Below are 19,912 nucleotides of genomic sequence, written 5' to 3' on the forward strand. Positions count from 1 at the left end.
AGGGTTGTAAGTCTGTGGTCTGAAACGGGGGTCGCGGGATCGGCGGGGCCTCCGGGTGGGAGACCCCGCCTGACTCCCGTCAGACCTCTTCGACGCTGCTCGGCTCGCGCCGTGACAGGTCGATGCCGAGCTCCTCCGCAGCGCGGAAGACGTCCTCGTCGGTGTCACGCATCTCGATGGACATGCCGTCCGAGGACAGCACCTCCACGTTGAGGCACAGGGACTGCATCTCCTTGATGAGCACCTTGAAGGACTCGGGGATGCCGGGCTCAGGGATGTTCTCGCCCTTGACGATGGCCTCGTAGACCTTCACGCGGCCGGTCACGTCGTCGGACTTGATCGTCAGCAGCTCCTGGAGGGCGTACGCGGCGCCGTAAGCCTCCAGCGCCCACACCTCCATCTCACCGAAGCGCTGACCACCGAACTGGGCCTTACCACCCAGCGGCTGCTGGGTGATCATCGAGTACGGGCCGGTCGACCGGGCGTGCAGCTTGTCGTCGACCAGGTGGTGGAGCTTGAGGATGTACATGTACCCGACCGAGATCGGGTCCGGGAACGGCTCACCGCTGCGGCCGTCGAACAGCCGCGCCTTGCCGGACGGGAGCACCATGCGCTCGCCGTCCCGGTTCGGGATGGTGTGCTGGAGCAGGCCGGCCAGCTCGTCCTCGCGCGCACCGTCGAAGACCGGGGTGGCGACGTTGGTGCCGGGCTCGACCTTGTCGGCGCCGATCGCCTGGAGGCGCTGCGCCCACTCCTCCGCGAGGCCGGAGACGTCCCAGCCGCGGCTGGCGAGCCAGCCGAGGTGGATCTCCAGTACCTGTCCCGGGTTCATTCGGGACGGGACACCCAGCGGGTTCAGGATGATGTCGACGGGCGTGCCGTCCTCCAGGAACGGCATGTCCTCGATCGGGTTGATCTTGGAGATGACGCCCTTGTTGCCGTGGCGGCCGGCGAGCTTGTCACCGTCGGTGATCTTGCGCTTCTGCGCGACGTACACGCGCACCAGCTGGTTCACACCGGGGGGAAGCTCGTCGCCCTCCTCGCGGTCGAAGACGCGGACGCCGATGACCTTGCCGATCTCGCCGTGCGGGACCTTCAGCGAGGTGTCGCGGACCTCACGGGCCTTCTCACCGAAGATCGCGCGGAGCAGGCGCTCCTCCGGCGTCAGCTCGGTCTCGCCCTTGGGCGTGACCTTGCCGACCAGGATGTCACCGGCGACGACCTCGGCACCGATGCGGATGATGCCGCGCTCGTCGAGGTCGGCGAGGACCTCCTCGGAGACGTTCGGGATGTCCCGGGTGATCTCCTCGGGGCCGAGCTTGGTGTCACGGGCGTCGACCTCGTGCTCCTCGATGTGGATCGAGGAGAGGACGTCGTCCTGCACGAGGCGCTGCGACAGGATGATCGCGTCCTCGTAGTTGTGGCCCTCCCACGGCATGAACGCGACCAGCAGGTTCTTGCCGAGCGCCATCTCGCCGTTCTCGGTGGCCGGACCGTCGGCGAGGACCTGGCCCTCGATGACGCGGTCGCCCTCGGAGACGATGACCTTCTGGTTGACCGAGGTGCCCTGGTTGGACCGGGAGAACTTGGCCAGGCGGTACGTGATGTACGTGCCGTCGTCGTTGGTCGTGGTGATGTAGTCCGCGGAGACCTCCTGGACCACACCCGGCTTCTCGGCCTTGACCACGTCGCCGGCGTCGGCGGCGGAGCGGTACTCCATGCCGGTGCCGACCAGCGGGGACTCGCTCTTGATGAGCGGCACCGCCTGACGCATCATGTTCGCGCCCATGAGGGCGCGGTTGGCGTCGTCGTGCTCGAGGAACGGGATCATGGCGGTCGCGACCGACACCATCTGGCGCGGCGAGACGTCCATGTAGTCGACGTCGTCACCCGGGACGTAGTCGACCTCGCCGCCGCGGCGGCGGACCAGGACGCGGGCCTCGGCGAACCGCATGTCGTCGTTGAGCGTGGCGTTGGCCTGCGCGATGACGAAGCGGTCCTCCTCGTCGGCGGTCAGGTAGTCCACCTCGTCGGTGACCTGGCCGTCGACGACCTTGCGGTACGGCGTCTCGATGAAGCCGAACGGGTTGATCCGGCCGTACGAGGCGAGCGAGCCGATCAGACCGATGTTCGGGCCTTCGGGCGTCTCGATCGGGCACATGCGGCCGTAGTGCGACGGGTGCACGTCGCGGACCTCGAAGCCGGCCCGCTCACGGGAGAGACCACCCGGGCCGAGGGCGTTCAGACGACGCTTGTGCGTCAGCCCCGACAGCGGGTTGTTCTGGTCCATGAACTGGGACAGCTGGCTGGTGCCGAAGAACTCCTTGATGGAGGCGACGACCGGCCGGATGTTGATCAGGGTCTGCGGCGTGATCGCCTCGACGTCCTGGGTGGTCATGCGCTCGCGCACGACGCGCTCCATACGGGCGAGACCCGTACGGACCTGGTTCTGGATCAGCTCGCCGACGTTGCGGATGCGGCGGTTGCCGAAGTGGTCGATGTCGTCGGTCTCGACGACGATCTCCCGGCCCGACTCGCCGACCGTCTCGGTCTCACCGGCGTGCAGCTTCACCAGGTACTTGATCGTGGCGATGATGTCGTCGGTGGTGAGCACGCCGGCGTCCAGCGGCTCGTCCGCGCCGAGCTTCTTGTTCACCTTGTAGCGGCCGACCTTGGCGAGGTCGTAGCGCTTCGGGTTGAAGTAGAGGTTCTCGAGCAGCGTCTGCGCGGCCTCGCGCGTGGGGGGCTCGCCCGGACGCAGCTTGCGGTAGATGTCGAGCAGCGCGTCGTCCTGGCCCTGGGTGTGGTCCTTCTCCAGGGTGGCGCGCATGGACTCGTACTCGCCGAACTCCTCGAGGATCTGCTCGGTGGTCCAGCCGAGGGCCTTGAGGAGGACGGTCACGGACTGCTTGCGCTTGCGGTCGATGCGCACACCGACCATGTCGCGCTTGTCGATCTCCATCTCCAGCCAGGCACCCCGGGACGGGATGATCTTGGCGGAGAAGATGTCCTTGTCGGACGTCTTGTCGATGGAGGAGTCGAAGTAGACGCCGGGCGAACGGACCAGCTGCGAGACGACGACACGCTCGGTGCCGTTGATGACGAAGGTGCCCTTGTTCGTCATGAGCGGGAAGTCGCCCATGAAGACCGTCTGGGACTTGATCTCGCCGGTCTCGTTGTTGGTGAACTCGGCGGTGACGAAGAGCGGGGCCGCGTACGTGAAGTCGCGGTCCTTGCACTCGTCGATGCTGTTCTTCGGGGGCTCGAAGCGGTGGTCGCGGAACGTCAGCGACATCGACCCGGAGAAGTCCTCGATCGGGGAGATCTCCTCGAAGATCTCCTCCAGACCGGACTTGGTGGGGACGTCCTGACCGGACTCCAGAGCCGACTCGACGCGAGCCTTCCAGGCGTCGTTGCCGAGGAGCCAGTCGAAGCTCTCGGTTTGCAGCGCCAGGAGGTTCGGAACCTCGAGGGGCTCCTTGATCTTTGCAAAGGAGATGCGCAGCGGGGCGGTGCTGGCAGCGTTGTTCGTATTCGCGGTCGAGGCATTGCGCGAGGCGGCCAAGAGGGGGTCCTTCCGAGGGCTCGGACTCACTACGCGCGTACCGGCCCCTCTTCCTCGCACGGAGACAGGGGGTGCCTGATGTGGCTAAAGAGCCAGGTCAGGCATGCTCTGGTCGTCAGTGCTCGGGCGAGGGCAGACCCCTGGTGACGGGCAGGGGGCAGCTAACAGGCAGCGCAAAGGGTCAGTGTAGCCACTTGGCCCACTGATGTCCAGTGCGGTTCTCGGGGACCGTGTTCGCTCCTCGTTGTTCTCACCACCTGTGCGGCAAGGCCTCGCCCTCAACGCACCCAGATACTGCCCTCTTCGCCGTCGATCCATGCCTCGGATTCGGATCCTTTGACGACGCCCTGAGAATTGCGCGCTGCGTGCGGTTCGTCAAGGCCCCCCTTGGCCCGAACCGGTTGCCTCCAGCGGCTCTCAGGGCCCCGGAGACGGCACGACGATGATCACCCTACTCTTCACCGTCACAGGTGCAAGGCAGCCGCCGCCGGACCCCGGATACGCCGAAGAGCGACCACCCGGATGGATGATCGCTCTTCGGTGCTACGGCGTTACAGACCCTGACGGATCCGTGGTGCCGGTGCGGTCTTACTTGACCTCGACGGTGGCGCCGGCGCCCTCGAGGGACTCCTTGGCCTTGTCCGCGGCGTCCTTGGCGACCTTCTCGAGGACCGGCTTCGGGGCGCCGTCCACGAGGTCCTTGGCCTCCTTCAGACCCAGGGAGGTCAGCTCGCGCACGACCTTGATGACCTGGATCTTCTTGTCGCCGGCACCGGTGAGGATGACGTCGAACTCGTCCTTCTCCTCGGCGGCCTCGGCGCCACCGGCGGCGGCACCGCCACCGGCGACGACGACCGGGGCGGCCGCGGCGGCGGTGACGTCGAACTTCTCCTCGAAGGCCTTCACGAACTCGGAGAGCTCGATGAGGGTCATCTCCTCGAACTGGGCGAGCAGGTCGTCCTGGCTGAGCTTCGCCATGATGGCGGTCCTTCCACTAATTCGGCAGGTGCCGGATGTACGGGGTGTGGCGGGCGTACGTCGGCCCGCTGCGACCCGCGCCGCGCTCAGGCGGCCCGGATCAGAAAGCGAGCCGAGTTACTCGGCACCGCCCTGCTCGCCCTGCTTGGCACGGAGCGCGTCCACGGTGCGGACGAGCTTCGAGGGCAGCGCCTGGAAGACGGAGGCAGCCTGGGACTGCTTCGCCTTGAAGGCACCGGCCAGCTTGGAGAGCAGAACCTCGCGGGACTCGAGGTCCGCAAGCTTCTTGATCTCGTCGGCGGTCATCGCCTTGCCGTCAAGGACACCGCCCTTGATGACGAGATTCGGGTTGTCCTTGGCGAAGTCGCGCAGACCCTTCGCCGACTCCACCGGGTCACCGGTGACGAAGGCGACGGCCGTCGGACCAGCGAAGAGCTGGTCGTCGAGCGTGATCCCGGCCTCGTTGGCCGCAATCTTGGTCAGCGTGTTCTTCACCACGGCGTACTGGGCGTTCTCACCGAGCGACCGGCGCAGCGTCTTGAGCTGCGCCACGGTGAGACCGCGGTACTCGGTCAGCACGGCGGCGTTGGAGCTGCGGAACTTGTCCGTCAGCTCGGCAACCGCGGCAGCCTTTTCGGGCGTCGCCATAGAGCCTCGGCCTCCTTCCGGGTGATTCTGACCGCGCGGACCCGAAGGAGGACTGGGGAAAACGAAACGCCCCGGCGCAGGCGCTCGGGGCGTGGCTCGACCGTTCGCCATCCGCACGGGGCGGGGACTTCCGGGAGCTCATCCACAGTCACCTGCGCGGGTCGTCCGCAGTTCAGCGGATCCTTCGGCCACCGTGTCCTCCTTCGAACACACGGCAACGACCAGCGGTCTTTGGCTTCCGTGGCAGCGTACGTGAACGGGGCAGTGTCAGGCAAATCCGCCCCAGCGGCGACCCGGGCGGGCCGGGCGCGCGGCGCCTCAGCCCTGCTGGGCCTCCTCCATCATCTCGGCCAGGTCGGCGACCTCCCCGGCCGGCGGGGCGGTGACCTTCACGGGCTCGTTGACGCCGAGGAAGGTGAAGGTCATGTCCAGCGGACCCTTGTCCGCGTCGGCCCGCATGCGGAACTGCTTGGTCTGGTCGTCGCCGTCGACCCACATGTCCATGGTGAGCTTGTCGACGCCCATCTTCTCGTACTGGTCGAGGCTCTTCTGGCGCTTCTCCCGGGTGGCCTCTCCCTCGTCCCCGATGGTCTTCTCCAGGTCGGCGAGGGTGACGGTGCCCTTGTAGTGGGTGGTCTTCACGCCTTCGACGGTCTCGGTGCCGACCTTCTCGACGTCCTTGGCCCCGGTGAGGAAGGTGGACTCGGTCGCCGGGTTCTTGTCGGCCTGGGAGGCGCTGCCCAGCTCGTTCATCTGCTCGTCGACGCCCGTCCCGGACAGGTCGAACTTGATCCAGCGCTTGCCGTCCATCTCCTTGGCCGCCTCGGGGCCGCCGCCGATGTACATGGCCTTGTCGACGAGCCGGATCTCCGCGGTCCCATCGGCACCCTGGTCGAGGGCCGTCATCTTCATGCTCATCGCGAGCGTCGGCTTGATCTGCATCTCGGCCTCGGCCTTGACGCGGCCTTCCTCGGGCGTCTTGCCGGTCAGGCGGTAGCGGAGGGAGTTGATCTCCTCCGAGTTCTTCGCCGCCTTGGCGACGGCGGCCGCGGGCGTCATCTCCGGGGACTCGGAGTCGTCCTTGGCACAGCCCACCGCCCCGGCGGCGAGCAGCAGCGCGGTGAGGCCGGCGCCCACGGGCACACGTACGGAAGTCTTCATCGGTATCCCCCCACGGGATTCAGGGAGCACAAGGGGCGCGGCCGTCACAGGAAACACACCGCTGCTCCACAGGAGTTCTCCATGACAAGGACGCGAGAGTATCCGAATCGGTTCGAACGATCTTGTGAATTCCCACGCCGCCGGACGAACCTCAACCCGTCTGTGACCTGAGCAGCTCCTTGAAGTCCGCCGTGTCCGCGGCCGGCGGGCGCTCGGCGGAGACCGTGACGCCGTAGTCGCTGTAGTAGGCGGTCTGGGTCAGCTCGCCGGTCTTCGTGCGTCCGCGCTCGACCTTCTTGACCAGCAGGTCCCGGTCGTCGACCCAGATGTCGACGGTCTGGGCGGTCTCCCCGCCCACCGTGCCGGACCAGTGCGTGGTGCGCCGGCCGCGCGTCGTCTCCTCGCCCACCTTGCGCGCGTCCCGGGCCGTCAGCAGCAGCTTCACCGCCTGGTTGGGCGTCGTGTTGCGCATCTGCTCGGCGAACCCGGCGCCCGCACCACCGAGGTCTTCCAGGTCCTCGTACACGTACTTGATCCAGTGCCTTCCGCCCACCCGGTCGGCGAACTCGTCGCCCATCCTGGCGTAGTAGGCGTCCGGCAGATACCGGGCCTCCATCGCGGTGGTGCCGAGGCCGCGCATGGTCTCGGCGGTCGTGCCGCCGGTGTACGTGATCGTCAGGGTGCCGGTGAGGCCGTCGTCGCGCCAGCCGAGGGCGCCCTCGGCCTCCAGGGACAGTTCCCGGCCCATCACGGTCCTGGACTCCACCCGTGCCGACCCGGCCCGCCCGGTGGCCCGCTCGACGGACCGCAGGGCGTCCGCCGCGGGGCCGGGGAGGGCGGACGGCCGAGAGGACGGGTCGGTCGGCCGCGGCGGAGCGGAGGTGGGCGGGGCGGGTGCGGGCGGTTCGCCGGCGGTGCACGCGCTGCCGCACGCCAGCGCGGCGGACACCGCGATCGAGACGACCGTACGGCGTGTCCTCGTACCCGTCATCCGCCCACCCCTTGCGCCCCGTACGGCTCCTGCGCCCCATGCGCGGGTCCGGTGCCCGCACGCTAACCCAGGGCGGCGGAAAAGGGGACGGGGCGAAAGGGACGCGCCAAAGGGGACGGGCCCCGCACCTCGGAAGGTGCGGGGCCCGTGAACCGGTGGGGCGAGCTGCTCGCTCAGACCGCGGCCGGGTCCTCCTCGACGAGGAGGTTGCGGGTGCGGTTGGAGTCGAGCGGAATGCCGGGGCCCATCGTGGTGCTGATGGCGGCCTTCTTGATGTAGCGGCCCTTGGCGGCGGACGGCTTCAGACGGAGGATCTCCTCCAGCGCCGCGCCGTAGTTCTCCACCAGCTTGGTGTCGTCGAACGACGTCTTGCCGATGATGAAGTGCAGGTTCGAGTGCTTGTCGACGCGGAACTCGATCTTGCCGCCCTTGATGTCGTTGACAGCCTTGGCGACGTCCGGGGTCACGGTGCCGGTCTTGGGGTTCGGCATGAGACCACGGGGACCGAGCACGCGGCCGAGGCGGCCGACCTTGCCCATGAGGTCCGGGGTGGCGACGACGGCGTCGAAGTCCAGACGCCCCTTCGACACCTCGTCGATCAGCTCGTCGGCGCCGACGATGTCGGCGCCCGCGGCACGCGCGGCCTCGGCACGGTCACCGGTCGCGAAGACCAGGACCCGGGCGGTCTTACCGGTGCCGTGCGGGAGGTTCACGGTGCCACGGACCATCTGGTCCGCCTTGCGCGGGTCGACACCCAGACGGAAGGCGACCTCGACGGTGCCGTCGAACTTGGAGGTGGAGGTCTCCTTGGCGAGACGGACGGCCTCGAGCGGGGCGTAGAGCTTGTCCCGGTCGATCTTGGCGTCCGCAGCGCGGAGAGACTTGCTGCGCTTGCTCACTACTGCTCCTGTGGCTTCTTAGGAGTCGTGGTCCGGGCCGAGCAGGCCCTGCCACTTCTGCTTGCTTACGGGGGTGGAGGTCAGCCCTCGACCGTGACGCCCATGGAACGGGCGGTACCGGCGATGATCTTCTCCGCCTGGTCCAGGTCGTTGGCGTTGAGGTCGGGCATCTTGGTGGTGGCGATCTCACGGACCTGGTCACGCGTGATCTTCGCGACCTTGGTCTTGTGCGGCTCGCCGGAGCCCTTCTCCACGCCCGCGGCCTTGAGGATCATCTTGGCGGCCGGCGGCGTCTTGGTGATGAAGGTGAAGGAGCGGTCCTCGTAGACCGTGATCTCCACCGGGATGACCCAGCCGCGCTGCGACTCGGTCGCGGCGTTGTAGGCCTTGCAGAACTCCATGATGTTGACGCCGTGCTGACCCAGCGCGGGGCCGACCGGCGGGGCCGGGTTCGCGGCACCGGCCTGGATCTGGAGCTTGATGAGCCCCGTGACCTTCTTCTTCTTGGGAGGCATAGCTCTCCGGGTCCTTTCGATTCGGGTCCTGCCCGCGTTCGGGAGCTACCCGGACACAGGCATACCGCACAACGATAACGGGTATAGATGCGCGGCCAAAAACCGAGCAGGTCAGACGCCGCACGAGCGGGCGCCTGACCTGGTCGGAAGCAGTACGTCCAGAGGAGTACCGGTGGGGTACTAGTTCTTCTGGATCTGGTCGAAGCTCAGCTCGACCGGGGTCTCGCGGCCGAAGATCTCGACGAGGCCCTTGACCTTCTTCGAGTCGGCGTTGATCTCGTTGATCGTGGCCTGGAGGGTGGCGAAGGGGCCGTCGGTGACGGTGACCGAGTCGCCGACCTCGAAGTCCAGCACCTGGACCTCGACCTTGCGCTGCGGCGCCGGCTTGCCCTCGGCCTCGGCGGCCTCGCGGGCGGCCTTCTCCTCGGCCTCCGGGGCGAGCATCTTGACGATCTCGTCCAGCGTGAGCGGGTACGGGTCGTAGGCGTTGCCGACGAAACCGGTGACGCCGGGGGTGTTGCGGACGACGCCCCAGGACTCGTTGGTGAGGTCCATGCGGACCAGCACGTAGCCGGGGAGCTTGTTCTGGCGGATCGTCTTGCGGTCGCCGTTCTTGATCTGGACGACCTCTTCCTGCGGCACCTCGGCCTGGAAGATGTAGTCCTCGACGTTGAGCGAGACGGCGCGCTGCTCGAGGTTGGTCTTCACGCGGTTCTCGTAACCGGCGTAGGTGTGGATGACGTACCACTCGCCGGGCAGGACGCGCAGCTCCTGGCGGAGCTTCTCGATCGGGTCGACGTCGGGCTCGTCGGCCCCGGCTTCGGCCTCGTCGGCAGCCTCGGTCCCGGCTTCGCCGGCCGTCTCGGCGGTCTCGTCCGCTTCGGCGTCCGTCTCGTCCGCCTGGTCCGTCTCCGCGACGACCTTGTCGTCGGCAGCCTCGGCCTCGGCGGAGGCCTCGGTGTCCTCGTTGTCGGCGCCCTCGACGGTGCCGAGCTCGTCCTCGACGGACTCGACCGGCTCGATGGCGTCGTTCACGTTCGGGTCAGACACTGTGGCTGCTTCTTCCTGGATACATAGGGGTGGAACACGCGAAAGGGGCGCCGGGTACCTCGGCGCCCTTCGCTCTCGACTCAGCCGAAGACGTACTTGGCGGCGTGAGAGAAGCCATAGTCAATCAGAGTCACCAGGCCGATCATGATGACCACGAAGATGATCACCACGGTGGTGTACGTCGTCAGCTGGTTGCGGCTGGGCCAGACGACCTTGCGCAGTTCCGCGACGATCTGGCGGTAGAAGAGCGCGAGCCGCTTCAGCGGGCCCTTCTTGCCTCGCTTGCCGCCCTTGCGGGACTTCTTCTTGGAGTCCGGCGCCTCGTCCTGGGCATCAGGCATGTCGATGGAGCCCACGGCGTCCGTCACTCGTCCTCACCTGATTCCGGGTCGTGGCCGTGCCGCGCCCGGTTGGAGCCGCACGGCGGTGCATTGCTGTACGTACATGCGCACACATCCTGGCGATGGTGTGTGTAGCAGGGCCGGAGGGACTTGAACCCCCAACCGCTGGTTTTGGAGACCAGTGCTCTACCAATTGAGCTACGACCCTTTGTTCGTCCCCCAACGTACCGCATCCGCCCGGATGCTTGGAGTGCACCGGGTGATCGCCGCCGCTGAAGGCCAACGAGGTGAGAGTGTACGTGTTCCCGGGCCGGGCGTCGAACAGAAAGCACGTCCGGACTGATGTTCAGGCCCTGGACCGGACTGGAGTTCAGGGCGTGGACCGGTCCGGTTCAGTCCGTGAAACCCGTGTGCCCGTGAGGTTTCCGGTCTGGAACGATGGGCCCATGAGCGCTGCAACCCCTCCCACCGAGCGCCGGGTCTCCGCCCGAGTCGGCGCGATCTCCGAGTCCGCGACCCTCGCCGTGGACGCCAAGGCGAAGGCCCTCAAGGCCGCCGGACGTCCCGTGATCGGCTTCGGCGCGGGTGAGCCCGACTTCCCGACGCCGGACTACATCGTCGAGGCCGCCGTCGAGGCGTGCAAGAACCCGAAGTTCCACCGCTACACCCCCGCAGGCGGGCTGCCCGAGCTGAAGGCCGCCATCGCCGCGAAGACGCTGCGCGACTCCGGCTACGAGGTGGACCCGTCGCAGATCCTCGTCACCAACGGCGGCAAGCAGGCCATCTACGAGGCCTTCGCCGCGATCCTCGACCCGGGCGACGAGGTCATCGTCCCGGCGCCGTACTGGACGACGTACCCGGAGTCGATCCGGCTGGCCGGCGGTGTCCCGGTCGAGGTGGTCGCCGACGAGACGACCGGCTACCGGGTGACGGTGGAGCAGTTGGAGGCCGCGCGCACCGAGAAGACCAAGGTCGTCCTGTTCGTGTCGCCGTCGAACCCGACGGGTGCCGTGTACGGCGAGGCCGAGACCAAGGCGATCGGCGAGTGGGCCGTGGAGCACGGCCTGTGGGTGCTGACCGACGAGATCTACGAACACCTCGTCTACGGCGACGCCGTCTCGGTCTCCCTGCCGGCGCTCCTGCCCGAGCTGCGCGACAAGTGCATCGTGGTCAACGGCGTGGCGAAGACGTACGCGATGACCGGCTGGCGGGTCGGGTGGGTCATCGGCCCGAAGGACGTGGTCAAGGCCGCGACCAACCTCCAGTCGCACGCCACGTCCAACGTCTCCAACGTCTCCCAGGCGGCGGCGCTGGCCGCGGTCTCCGGCGACCTGGACGCCGTGGCGAAGATGCGGGAGGCCTTCGACCGGCGCCGGCAGACCATCGTGCGGATGCTCAACGAGATCGACGGCGTCCTCTGCCCGGAGCCCGAGGGCGCGTTCTACGCCTACCCGTCGGTGAAGGCGCTGCTCGGCAAGGAGATCCGCGGCAAGCGTCCGCAGGACTCGGTCGAGCTGGCCGCGCTCATCCTGGAGGAGGCCGAGGTCGCGGTGGTGCCCGGCGAGGCGTTCGGCACGCCGGGGTACCTGCGGCTGTCCTACGCGCTCGGGGACGAGGACCTCGTCGAGGGCGTGAGCCGGATCCAGAAGCTGCTGGCGGAGGCGCGGGACTGACCGTCCCCCGCCCGCGCAAAGGGGCCACACCGGAACGTTCCGGTGTGGCCCTGTTTGTTTGTGCGAGCAAGACCACGTACGGGGAAAGTGCTGTCGGGCCGGGCGTGTCGTACGGCAGGATCACGGAATGGAGCGTGTACGTGATGTCTCTGAACTGCCCAAGGCCCATCTCCACCTGCACTTCACCGGGTCGATGCGGCCCACCACCCTGCTGGAACTGGCCGACAAGCACGGCGTGCGGCTGCCCGAGACGCTGACCGAGGCGCTGGGCCGCGGGGAGTCGCCGAAGCTGAGGGCGACGGACGAGCGGGGCTGGTTCCGCTTCCAGCGGCTGTACGACGCGGCGCGGTCGTGCCTCCAGGAGCCGGAGGACATCCAGCGGCTGGTCCGGGAGGCCGCCGAGGAGGATCTGAAGGACGGGTCGGGCTGGCTGGAGATCCAGGTCGACCCGACGTCGTACGCGCCGCGGCTGGGCGGACTGATCCCGGCGCTGGAGATCATCCTGGACGCGGTGGAGACGACCGTGCGGGACACCGGGATCGGGATGCGGGTGCTGGTGGCCGCGAACCGGATGAAGCATCCGCTGGACGCGCGGACGCTGGCACGGCTCGCGGTGCGGTACGCGGAGCGGGGCGTCGTCGGCTTCGGGCTGTCGAACGACGAGCGGCGGGGCATGGCCCGGGACTTCGACCGGGCGTTCGCGATCGCGCGGGACGGCGGGTTGCTGAGCGCGCCGCACGGGGGTGAGCTGACCGGTCCGGCGTCGGTGCGGGACTGCCTGGACGACCTGGAGGCGGACCGGATCGGGCACGGTGTGCGGGCGGCGGAGGACCCCCGGCTGCTGAAGCGGCTGGCCGACCGGCAGGTGACGTGCGAGGTGTGCCCGGCGTCGAACGTCGCGCTGGGCGTGTACGAGAAGCCGGAGGACGTGCCGCTGCGGACGTTGTTCGAGGCGGGGGTGCCAATGGCGCTGGGCGCGGACGACCCGCTGCTGTTCGGGGCGCGGCTGGCCGCCCAGTACGAGATCGCGCGCGAGCACCACGGGTTCACGGACGCGGAGCTGGCGGAGCTGGCGCGCCAGTCGGTGCGGGGGTCGGCGGCGCCGGAGGAGGTCAAGGGGAAGCTGCTGGCGGGGGTGGACGAATGGCTGGCGGCTTAGGGGAGAACACCGGCGGCCGGACGGCGGCTGTCGGCTGTGGCTTCGGGTGTGGCTTCGGGTGTGGTCAGACGAGCCCGCCGAGCAGGGTCCGGGACAGGCGGCGTGCGAACTCGTCCACCGGCGGGCGGGCGCCGGCCGGCGCCGCCTCGTACGCGAAGGCCCGTTGCGCACAGGCCCCCAGCAGAAGCGACGCGGCCGCGAACGTGTCCGCGTCGGCCCTGACCCGCCCCGCCGCCTGCTCGGCCCGCAGGTAGGCGGCGAGTCCCTCGATCGGCAGGTGCGGCCCGGTGCCGAGGTCACGCATCGCGTCGTCGTGCCGCCGTTTGAGCTGCGTCTGGGCGTACAGCGACGCGGCGATCGGGAAGCTCTGTTCGTAGAAGAGCGCTGCCTGGCGGGCGACCTCCGTGAGGTTGTCCTCGAGCGGGGCCCGGCCGGGCTCGGCCGCGAGGCCCCGGAGCAGCGGGGTCAGGCGGGGCATCCGTTCGGACAGGACCCGGATGAAGAGCTCCTCCTTGCTCGCGTAGTGCTTGTACAGCGCTGCCTCGGAGCAGCCCGCCACTCTGGCGATCTCCTTCGTGGTGGCGCGGGTGAGCCCGACGGTCAGCATCAGCTCGTGGGCGGCGTCCAGGATGCGTTCCCTCGCCGGCTTGGCCGAGGACATGGCCGACATGACTGCTCCAGTCGGGGGTTGACTCCGGGGTGAGTACTTGCTCACTCTAGAGGGCGCAGGGGTGAGTGAGTACTCACCCACCACGCTGTCGATGGGGTATGTCATGAAACTCACCGTCTTCGGTGCCACCGGAGGAATCGGCCGGGAGATCGTCCGGCAGGCGCTCGACGCGGGACATCGGGTGACCGCCGTCGTACGGGATCCCGCGCGGCTGACCGTGACCGGCGAGGGCCTGGAGGTGTTCCGCGCGGAGCTGTCCGACCCCGCGGCGGTGCGTCCCGCGGTGGCCGGGCGGGACGCCGTGCTGTCGGGGCTCGGCGCCCGCAGCCGGAAGGACGCGGGGGACGCCACCCGGCTGACCCGGACGGTGCTCGACGCGATGCGGGCCGAGGACGTGGGGAGGTTGCTGGTCGTCAGTGCCGCCCCGGTGGGTCCCGCACCGCGCGAGGACGGGTTCCTGGACCGCACCGTGCGCGGCATGGTCTCCGCCCTGCTGAAGGACATGTACGTCGATCTGCGCGCCATGGAGGAGGAGGTGGCGCGCAGCGGGCTGGAGTGGACGGTCGTCCGTCCGCCGCGGCTGCAGAACAAGCCGCTGACCGGCCGGTACCGGTCGGTGACCGACGGCTTCCCCGAGAAGGGGCGTTACATCGGACGCGCCGACGTGGCCCACGCGATGCTCTCGATGACCGAGGACGCGGGGACCGTGAAGCGGGGGGTGGGTGTCGCCTACTGAGGACGGCCGGCCGGGTGCCGGGTTCCGGCCGGGCGGCCGGCGGCAGCTTTCGCCGCCGGAACCGCGCGGGCCGTCAGAGGCTGACGCCGACCGTCACCGGTTCGTTGACCAGCGTCACGCCGAAGGCCTCGTGGACTCCGGCGACGACCTCGCGGGCCAGCGCCAGCAGGTCCTCGGTGGTCGCCTCGCCGCGGTTGGTGAGGGCGAGGGTGTGCTTGGTGGAGATGCGGGCGGGCCCGGCGCCGTAGCCCTTGGTGAAGCCCGCCTTGTCGATCAGCCAGGCCGCGGAGGTCTTGACGTGCCCCTCACCGGCCGGGAAGGCGGGCGGCTCCACGGTGTCGCCCAGGCGTTCGGCGACGCGGGAGCGGAACGCGGCGAACGCCTCGTCCGTGAGGATCGGGTTGGTGAAGAACGACCCGGCCGACCAGGTGTCGTGGTCCTCGGGGTCCAGCACCATGCCCTTCCCCGCCCGCAGCTTCAGCACCGTTTCCCGGGCGGCCGCCAGCGGCACCCGGTCGCCCGCCTCGACGCCGAGGGCGCGGGCCGTCTCGGCGTAGCGCAGCGGCGCGGAGAGTCCGCCGGCGTCCTCCAGCTCGAAGCGGACCCGCAGGACGACGTAACGCTCGGGCTCGGCCTTGAAGCGGCTGTGGCGGTAGGAGAAGGCGCAGTCGGCGTTGGAGAGGGCGACCGTCCGGCGGCTGCGGCGGTCGTAGGCGGTGACCTCGGTGATCGTGGCGGAGACCTCCTGGCCGTACGCGCCGACGTTCTGGATCGGGGTCGCGCCCGCCGAGCCGGGGATGCCGGCCAGGCACTCGACGCCCGCCAGACCGGCCTCGACGGTGCGGGCGACCGCGTCGGTCCAGATCTCGCCGGCCGCCAGCTCGAGCGTCGTGCCGTCGAGACGGAAGCCGCGCGTGGCGATGTGCAGGGCGGTGCCGTCGAATCCCTTGTCGCCGATGACCAGGTTGGATCCGCCGCCGATGAGCAGCAGCGGGGTACCGGTGTCGTCGGCCTCGCGGACGGCGGCGATCACCTCGGCGTCGGTCGTGGCCGTGACCAGCCGGGTCGCGGGCCCGCCCAGTCGGAAGGTGGTCAGCGGGGCGAGGGCGGCGTCGTGGAGTTCCTGCACGCGCTCAAGACTACGAGACGACCGGCAGCACCCACGGCACCGAGCAGCGGGGAACGCGGGAACGCCCCGGCCGGCCGGCCGGGGCGTCGGCGGGCGGGTGCCCGGGCCCGTCCTCACGTCAGGCGCCTGCGCACCTCCGCCCAGCTCACCGGGAGTTCGTCGCTCAAGGCCGGCCAGGAGGCGAACTTCGCGTCCCGCATCTGCGCCGACAGCCTGCGGGAGGTCGGCGCGTGGGTGCCGGAGTGGGCGAAGGCCTTGAGGGCCTCGGGCGACTCCCAGGCGGAGAGTGTCCAGAAGGTCCGCTTGAACGGTTCCGCCTTCAGGGAGGCTCCGTACGCGCCGGGTGCGCTCCCGACCTGCCGCCACACGGCCGGGGTGCGCACCAGGAACTTCAGTGCTTCCCACAGGGTGCGGGTCTCGAAGCGGGAGGCGAAGACGTGGACCTCGGTGGCCCGGGGAGGCTGGTTCGGCACGGTCCAGGGAAGGGTGGGCATGTCGTGCTCCTCTCGTGTCCCGTTGTGCTCGGGCTTCTGATGTCGCGCGGTCAGCGGGGGGTCGTCGGACTTGTCGTGGCGAGGGCCGGTTCCGCTGCCGCGGCCGGCTCCGTCCCCGGTGCCGCCGAGGCGCCCCGTCCCCCGTCGCCGGTCCGGCGGCGCGCCGGGATCGCCAGGGCGGCGAGACCGCCGAGGGCCACCACCACGGCGCCCACGGCGACCGCGGGCCGCAGTCCGTCGACGAAGGTCTGCGCCGACTCGTAGCCGCCCTGCGCCGCGAAGATCGACGACATGACCGCGATGCCCAGCGCACCGCCCACCTCGCGCAGTGCGTTGTTGGCGCCGGAGGCGATGCCCTGCTCCTTCGCGGCGACGCTGGACATCACCAGCGCGGAGGCGGGGGCGAAGTAGAGGGCCATGCCGATTCCGCTGACGATCAGACCGGGCAGCTGGATCGCGTAGGAGGCGTCGGCCGTGATCACGGAGGCCAGATAGCCGAGCCCGGCCGCCTGGAGGACGAGTCCGGCGGCGACGACCGGGCGGCCTCCGATGCGGTCCGAGAGGATGCCGGCAATCGGCGCGACCAGCATCGGCATGCCGGTCCAGGGCAGCATGCGCAGGCCCGCCTCGGTGGGCGAGTAGCCGAGCACGAGCTGCATGTACTGGCTGAGCAGGAAGATCGAGCCGAACATCCCCAGGAACATCAGCAGGCTCGCCGCGTTGACGCCGGAGAAGGCGCGGGAGCGGAACAGCCGCATGGGGAGCATGGGGTTCTTGGCGCGGGTGCTGTAGAGGACGAAACCGACCAGCAGCGCGACCCCGGCGAAGAGGGCGGTCAGCACCACCGCGCCGGTCCAGCCGTCGACGGGTCCGCGGACCAGGCCGTAGACGATGCCGAACAGTCCGCCGCTGGCGAGCAGGGTGCCGGGGATGTCGAGCGGGGCGCCGGTGCCGTGCGACTCGGCGAGGCGGAGGCGGGCGAGGGGCAGCAGGGCCAGGCCGAGCGGAACGTTCAGCCAGAAGATCCACTGCCACGAGATGTGCTCGGTGAGGCTGCCGCCGACCAGCGGCCCGGAGGCCACCGCGAGCCCGTTGACCGCGCCCCAGATGCCGTACGCCATGCCGCGGCGCTCGGCGGGTACCGCGGCCGTGAGCAGGGTCAACGTCAGCGGCATCATGATCGCCGCGCCGACGCCCTGCACCGCGCGGGCCGCGATGAGCGAGTCGATGCCGGGTGCCACGGCCGCGGCGGCGGAGGCCCCGGTGAAGACGGTGAGGCCGACGAGGAAGAGCCTGCGGCGGCCGAAGCGGTCCCCGAGTGCCGCGCCGAACATCAGGAGGACGGCGAAAGTGAGCGTGTAGGCGCTCACGGTCCATTCCAGGTCGTGCAGCGCGCCGCCGAGGTCCTCGCGGATGGAGGGCAGGGCGGTGGTGACGACGAGGTTGTCCAGGGCCGCCATGAAGCCGGCCACGCTGGTGATGAGGAGGGCCCAGACGACTCCCCCGCGCCGGGTGTGGTGTGTGGTCCGACGTGCTCCGTGCTGTGACATCTCTCCCCCAGAGGGTGTGCACTTGCCGTGGCGTGATTGATTAGTAATTGATGACTAACTTTTACGGGCGTGCGTGAGCGGCGAACACCCGTCCCGGCACCCGTTCGCCCGCCCCTACGCGCCTTCCCGGCCGGACTTGGCCTGCCCGGATTCGTAGATGCCGCCGTAGACGCGGTGCCCCGGCGGGAACCCCATGCCGACCAGGGTGTTGATCAGCATGCCGTAGGCCAGGAAGGTCGTCGTCTGCTCGATGTCCGCCCCCAGCGGCAGGTGCACGGTGTCCCAGATCTCGAGCCAGCCCTTGCGCACCATCTCGCCGAACTCGTGGTCCCCGGCCGCCTCGGCGGCGGCGACGGTGACGTACACCTGCAACTGCATCTGGAGCTTCTCGGGCTGGTCCGCGATCAGCTGCGAGTAGGCCTCGGCCATGGCGTGCAGGGCCTCTTCACCGTGCAGGCCCTCGGACGCCTTCTCGAACACCTCGCGCGTGTCGCGCAGGCAGCGCTCCGCCACCGCGAGGAAGATCGCCTTCTTTCCCGGGAAGAGACGGAAGAGGTACGGCTGGGAGACGCCCACGCGCTTGGCGATGACCTCCGTGGACGTGCCGTGGTAGCCGCCCCGGGCGAACTCGCTCGTCGCCGCGCGAATGACGCTCTCGCGCCGTTCCTCTGCGCTCATCCTGACCATGAAGCTAAGTTAGTACTCAATCACTAACTAGGTCAAGCGGTTACGCCCAAGGGGGCGGCGGGAGGAGGCGGCGAAAAGCTGCGGCGAGTCAGCGCGGGCGCCGTTGCACCACGTCGGCGAGCACCGTGTTCACCAGTTTGCCGACGGTCGCCGCGGCCGGGGGGCCGGGATCGCGGTCCGCGAACAGGAGGTGCCCTCCTCCGACCAGGGAGAGGGTGAGCGAGTCGATGTCGGCGTCGGCCGAGATGCGCCCCCTCGCGCGCTCGTCGGCCAGGTAGGCGGAGACGGCGGCCGTGACCTGCGAGAGGATCGCGATGCCGCCTCCGGGCATGGCCTCCCGCAGCCGTACGCGCAGCTCGTCCCGGAAAGTGATGAGCGGGATGATCGCCACCGGAACCGGCCCGAACAAAGTGGTCAGCGCATCGGTGAGGTTGGCGGCCACGGTGCCGGTCCCCACGGCCTCGCGCAGCCCCAGCGCCTGGGTCTCGAGCTGCGCGGCCCGGTCGAGCACCAGCTCGGCGAGGAATGCGTCGAAGTCGGCGAAGTGCCGGTGCAGGACACCCTTGGCACAGCCCGCCTCGTCGGTGACGGCCCGGCTGGTCAGCCCGTTCGGGCCGTCCCGCAGGAGTACGCGTTCGGCGGCGTCGAAAAGCTGCTGCCGCGCGTCGCGAAGATGCACTCCGGTCGGCACTCGCGGAACCTCCCTCACGCCAGGTGCTCCTGGCACTCTCAGCACTTGCCGCTTGCCCGCCCATTGGCGCGTGGGCGCTTGCCCACTAAAGTGAACGCATGCCCATTCTACCGTCGCCCGAGCAGCCAGAGCCCATGCCTTCGCAGCCGGAACCCGACCCGCAGCCCGTGCCACTGCATCAGGCCCGGCACACGGCCGAGTCCTTCGGCACGGACGCGCAACGCTACGACCGGGCCCGGCCACGCTACCCCGACGACCTGGTGGCGCGGGTCGTCGCCGGGAGCCCGGGACCCGACGTCCTCGACGTCGGCTGCGGCACGGGCATAGCGGCCCGTCAGTTCACAGCCGCCGGTTGCACCGTGCTCGGTGTCGAGCCGGACGCGCGGATGGCCGGGTTCGCGCGGGCCACCGGCCTGCCGGTGGAGGTGGCGACCTTCGAGGCCTGGGAGCCCGCCGGCCGCACCTTCGACGCGGTGATCGCCGCTCAGTCGTGGCACTGGGTGGACCCGGTCGCCGGCGCCGAGAAGGCCGCCCGGGTGCTGCGCCCGGGCGGGCGCCTGACCGTCTTCGGGCACGTCTTCGAGCCGCCGGCCGAGGTGGCCGAGCCGTTCGCGGCCGCCTACCGCCGGGCGGCGCCCGACTCGCCGTTCAGCGGTCAGCCGGCGCGCCGCCCGCTGGAGACGTATCAGGCGGGGTACGCGAAGATCGCCGACCGGATCCGCGAGACCGGGCACTTCGGGGACCCGGAGCAGTGGCGATTCGACTGGGAGCGGTCCTACACGCGCGAGGAGTGGCTGGAACTGCTTCCCACCACCGGCGGTCTCACCCGGCTGCGCCCCGATCAGCTGGCCGCGATTCTGGGCGCGGTCGGCCACGCCGTCGACGCCCTGGGCGGCCGCTTCACGATGCGCTACACGACGCTGGCGACCACGGCGGTACGCGCCGCCGTCGACTGATGCCGGTCCGTCCGCCCGG

At 69.6% G+C, this 19,912-nt stretch carries 19 protein-coding genes and 1 tRNA gene; 4 read left to right on the forward strand and 16 right to left on the reverse strand.

Annotated elements, in window-relative coordinates:
* Positions 1–79: 79 nt before the first annotated feature.
* From rpoB to NI25_RS15890, 10 genes are all read right to left on the reverse strand, one after another.
* Positions 80–3,565, reverse strand: coding sequence for a DNA-directed RNA polymerase subunit beta (rpoB, locus tag NI25_RS15845; RefSeq protein ID WP_061443075.1), 3,486 nt, complete (start codon positions 3,563–3,565; stop codon positions 80–82).
* 588 nt (positions 3,566–4,153) lie between these two features.
* Positions 4,154–4,543 (reverse strand): 50S ribosomal protein L7/L12, encoded by a 390-nt coding sequence (gene rplL / locus NI25_RS15850; protein WP_061443076.1) that lies wholly within the window; start codon positions 4,541–4,543, stop codon positions 4,154–4,156.
* A 117-nt stretch (positions 4,544–4,660) separates the two neighbouring features.
* Positions 4,661–5,191, reverse strand: coding sequence for a 50S ribosomal protein L10 (gene rplJ / locus NI25_RS15855; protein ID WP_061443077.1), 531 nt, complete (start codon positions 5,189–5,191; stop codon positions 4,661–4,663).
* A 318-nt stretch (positions 5,192–5,509) separates the two neighbouring features.
* Complete coding sequence (locus NI25_RS15860) at positions 5,510–6,352, reverse strand: hypothetical protein (protein WP_061443078.1); 843 nt, start codon at positions 6,350–6,352, stop codon at positions 5,510–5,512.
* A gap of 151 nt (positions 6,353–6,503) precedes the next feature.
* On the reverse strand, positions 6,504–7,343 hold the full coding sequence (locus NI25_RS15865) for a hypothetical protein (RefSeq protein WP_061443079.1): 840 nt from the start codon (positions 7,341–7,343) through the stop codon (positions 6,504–6,506).
* A gap of 173 nt (positions 7,344–7,516) precedes the next feature.
* Positions 7,517–8,242, reverse strand: a complete 726-nt coding sequence (rplA, locus tag NI25_RS15870) for a 50S ribosomal protein L1 (protein ID WP_030145437.1) — start codon at positions 8,240–8,242, stop codon at positions 7,517–7,519.
* Between the two features lie 80 nt (positions 8,243–8,322).
* Positions 8,323–8,757 carry a 50S ribosomal protein L11 gene (gene rplK / locus NI25_RS15875; RefSeq protein ID WP_003974315.1) on the reverse strand — a complete coding sequence of 145 codons (435 nt, stop codon included), beginning with the start codon at positions 8,755–8,757 and terminating at the stop codon, positions 8,323–8,325.
* Between the two features lie 180 nt (positions 8,758–8,937).
* Positions 8,938–9,807, reverse strand: coding sequence for a transcription termination/antitermination protein NusG (nusG, locus tag NI25_RS15880; protein ID WP_061443080.1), 870 nt, complete (start codon positions 9,805–9,807; stop codon positions 8,938–8,940).
* Between the two features lie 80 nt (positions 9,808–9,887).
* Positions 9,888–10,175, reverse strand: a complete 288-nt coding sequence (secE, locus tag NI25_RS15885; RefSeq protein ID WP_007443916.1) for a preprotein translocase subunit SecE — start codon at positions 10,173–10,175, stop codon at positions 9,888–9,890.
* A 108-nt stretch (positions 10,176–10,283) separates the two neighbouring features.
* Positions 10,284–10,356: transfer RNA gene (locus NI25_RS15890), tRNA-Trp, on the reverse strand.
* 238 nt (positions 10,357–10,594) lie between these two features.
* On the opposite strand from NI25_RS15890, the gene NI25_RS15895 reads away from it, so the two are divergent.
* The gene (locus NI25_RS15895) at positions 10,595–11,821 is read left to right on the forward strand and encodes a pyridoxal phosphate-dependent aminotransferase (protein ID WP_061443081.1); all 1,227 of its coding nucleotides are present in this window, start codon (positions 10,595–10,597) and stop codon (positions 11,819–11,821) included.
* 127 nt (positions 11,822–11,948) lie between these two features.
* On the forward strand, positions 11,949–12,980 hold the full coding sequence (locus tag NI25_RS15900) for an adenosine deaminase (protein ID WP_061443082.1): 1,032 nt from the start codon (positions 11,949–11,951) through the stop codon (positions 12,978–12,980).
* 64 nt (positions 12,981–13,044) lie between these two features.
* On the opposite strand, the gene NI25_RS15905 is transcribed toward NI25_RS15900, so the two are convergent.
* Entirely contained in the window at positions 13,045–13,641 is a 597-nt protein-coding gene (locus NI25_RS15905; RefSeq protein ID WP_061446940.1) for a TetR/AcrR family transcriptional regulator, read from the reverse strand.
* A 112-nt stretch (positions 13,642–13,753) separates the two neighbouring features.
* Here NI25_RS15905 and NI25_RS15910 point away from each other — a divergent pair, with 112 nt between their 5' ends.
* Complete coding sequence (locus NI25_RS15910; RefSeq protein ID WP_061443083.1) at positions 13,754–14,386, forward strand: NAD(P)-dependent oxidoreductase; 633 nt, start codon at positions 13,754–13,756, stop codon at positions 14,384–14,386.
* Between the two features lie 73 nt (positions 14,387–14,459).
* Here the strand turns inward: NI25_RS15910 and NI25_RS15915 are convergent, their stop codons facing one another.
* The 5 genes from NI25_RS15915 to NI25_RS15935 all read right to left on the reverse strand — a co-directional run bounded on the left by NI25_RS15915 (position 14,460) and on the right by NI25_RS15935 (position 18,937).
* On the reverse strand, positions 14,460–15,515 hold the full coding sequence (locus tag NI25_RS15915; protein WP_061443084.1) for a UDP-N-acetylmuramate dehydrogenase: 1,056 nt from the start codon (positions 15,513–15,515) through the stop codon (positions 14,460–14,462).
* Positions 15,516–15,628: 113 nt separating this feature from the next.
* Positions 15,629–16,009 (reverse strand): DUF3291 domain-containing protein, encoded by a 381-nt coding sequence (locus tag NI25_RS15920; RefSeq protein WP_061443085.1) that lies wholly within the window; start codon positions 16,007–16,009, stop codon positions 15,629–15,631.
* 50 nt (positions 16,010–16,059) lie between these two features.
* Positions 16,060–17,559: an MFS transporter gene (locus tag NI25_RS15925; protein WP_061443086.1), complete on the reverse strand. Its 1,500-nt coding sequence runs from the start codon at positions 17,557–17,559 to the stop codon at positions 16,060–16,062.
* A 114-nt stretch (positions 17,560–17,673) separates the two neighbouring features.
* Positions 17,674–18,246, reverse strand: a complete 573-nt coding sequence (locus tag NI25_RS15930) for a TetR/AcrR family transcriptional regulator (protein WP_061443087.1) — start codon at positions 18,244–18,246, stop codon at positions 17,674–17,676.
* 88 nt (positions 18,247–18,334) lie between these two features.
* Positions 18,335–18,937: a TetR/AcrR family transcriptional regulator gene (locus NI25_RS15935; RefSeq protein WP_061443088.1), complete on the reverse strand. Its 603-nt coding sequence runs from the start codon at positions 18,935–18,937 to the stop codon at positions 18,335–18,337.
* 98 nt (positions 18,938–19,035) lie between these two features.
* On the opposite strand from NI25_RS15935, the gene NI25_RS15940 reads away from it, so the two are divergent.
* Positions 19,036–19,893 (forward strand): class I SAM-dependent methyltransferase, encoded by an 858-nt coding sequence (locus NI25_RS15940; RefSeq protein WP_061443089.1) that lies wholly within the window; start codon positions 19,036–19,038, stop codon positions 19,891–19,893.
* Positions 19,894–19,912 lie beyond the last annotated feature (19 nt).

Origin of the sequence: Streptomyces sp. CCM_MD2014 (assembly GCF_000772045.1) — a bacterium.
Classification (GTDB): Bacteria; Actinomycetota; Actinomycetes; order Streptomycetales; family Streptomycetaceae; genus Streptomyces; species Streptomyces salinarius.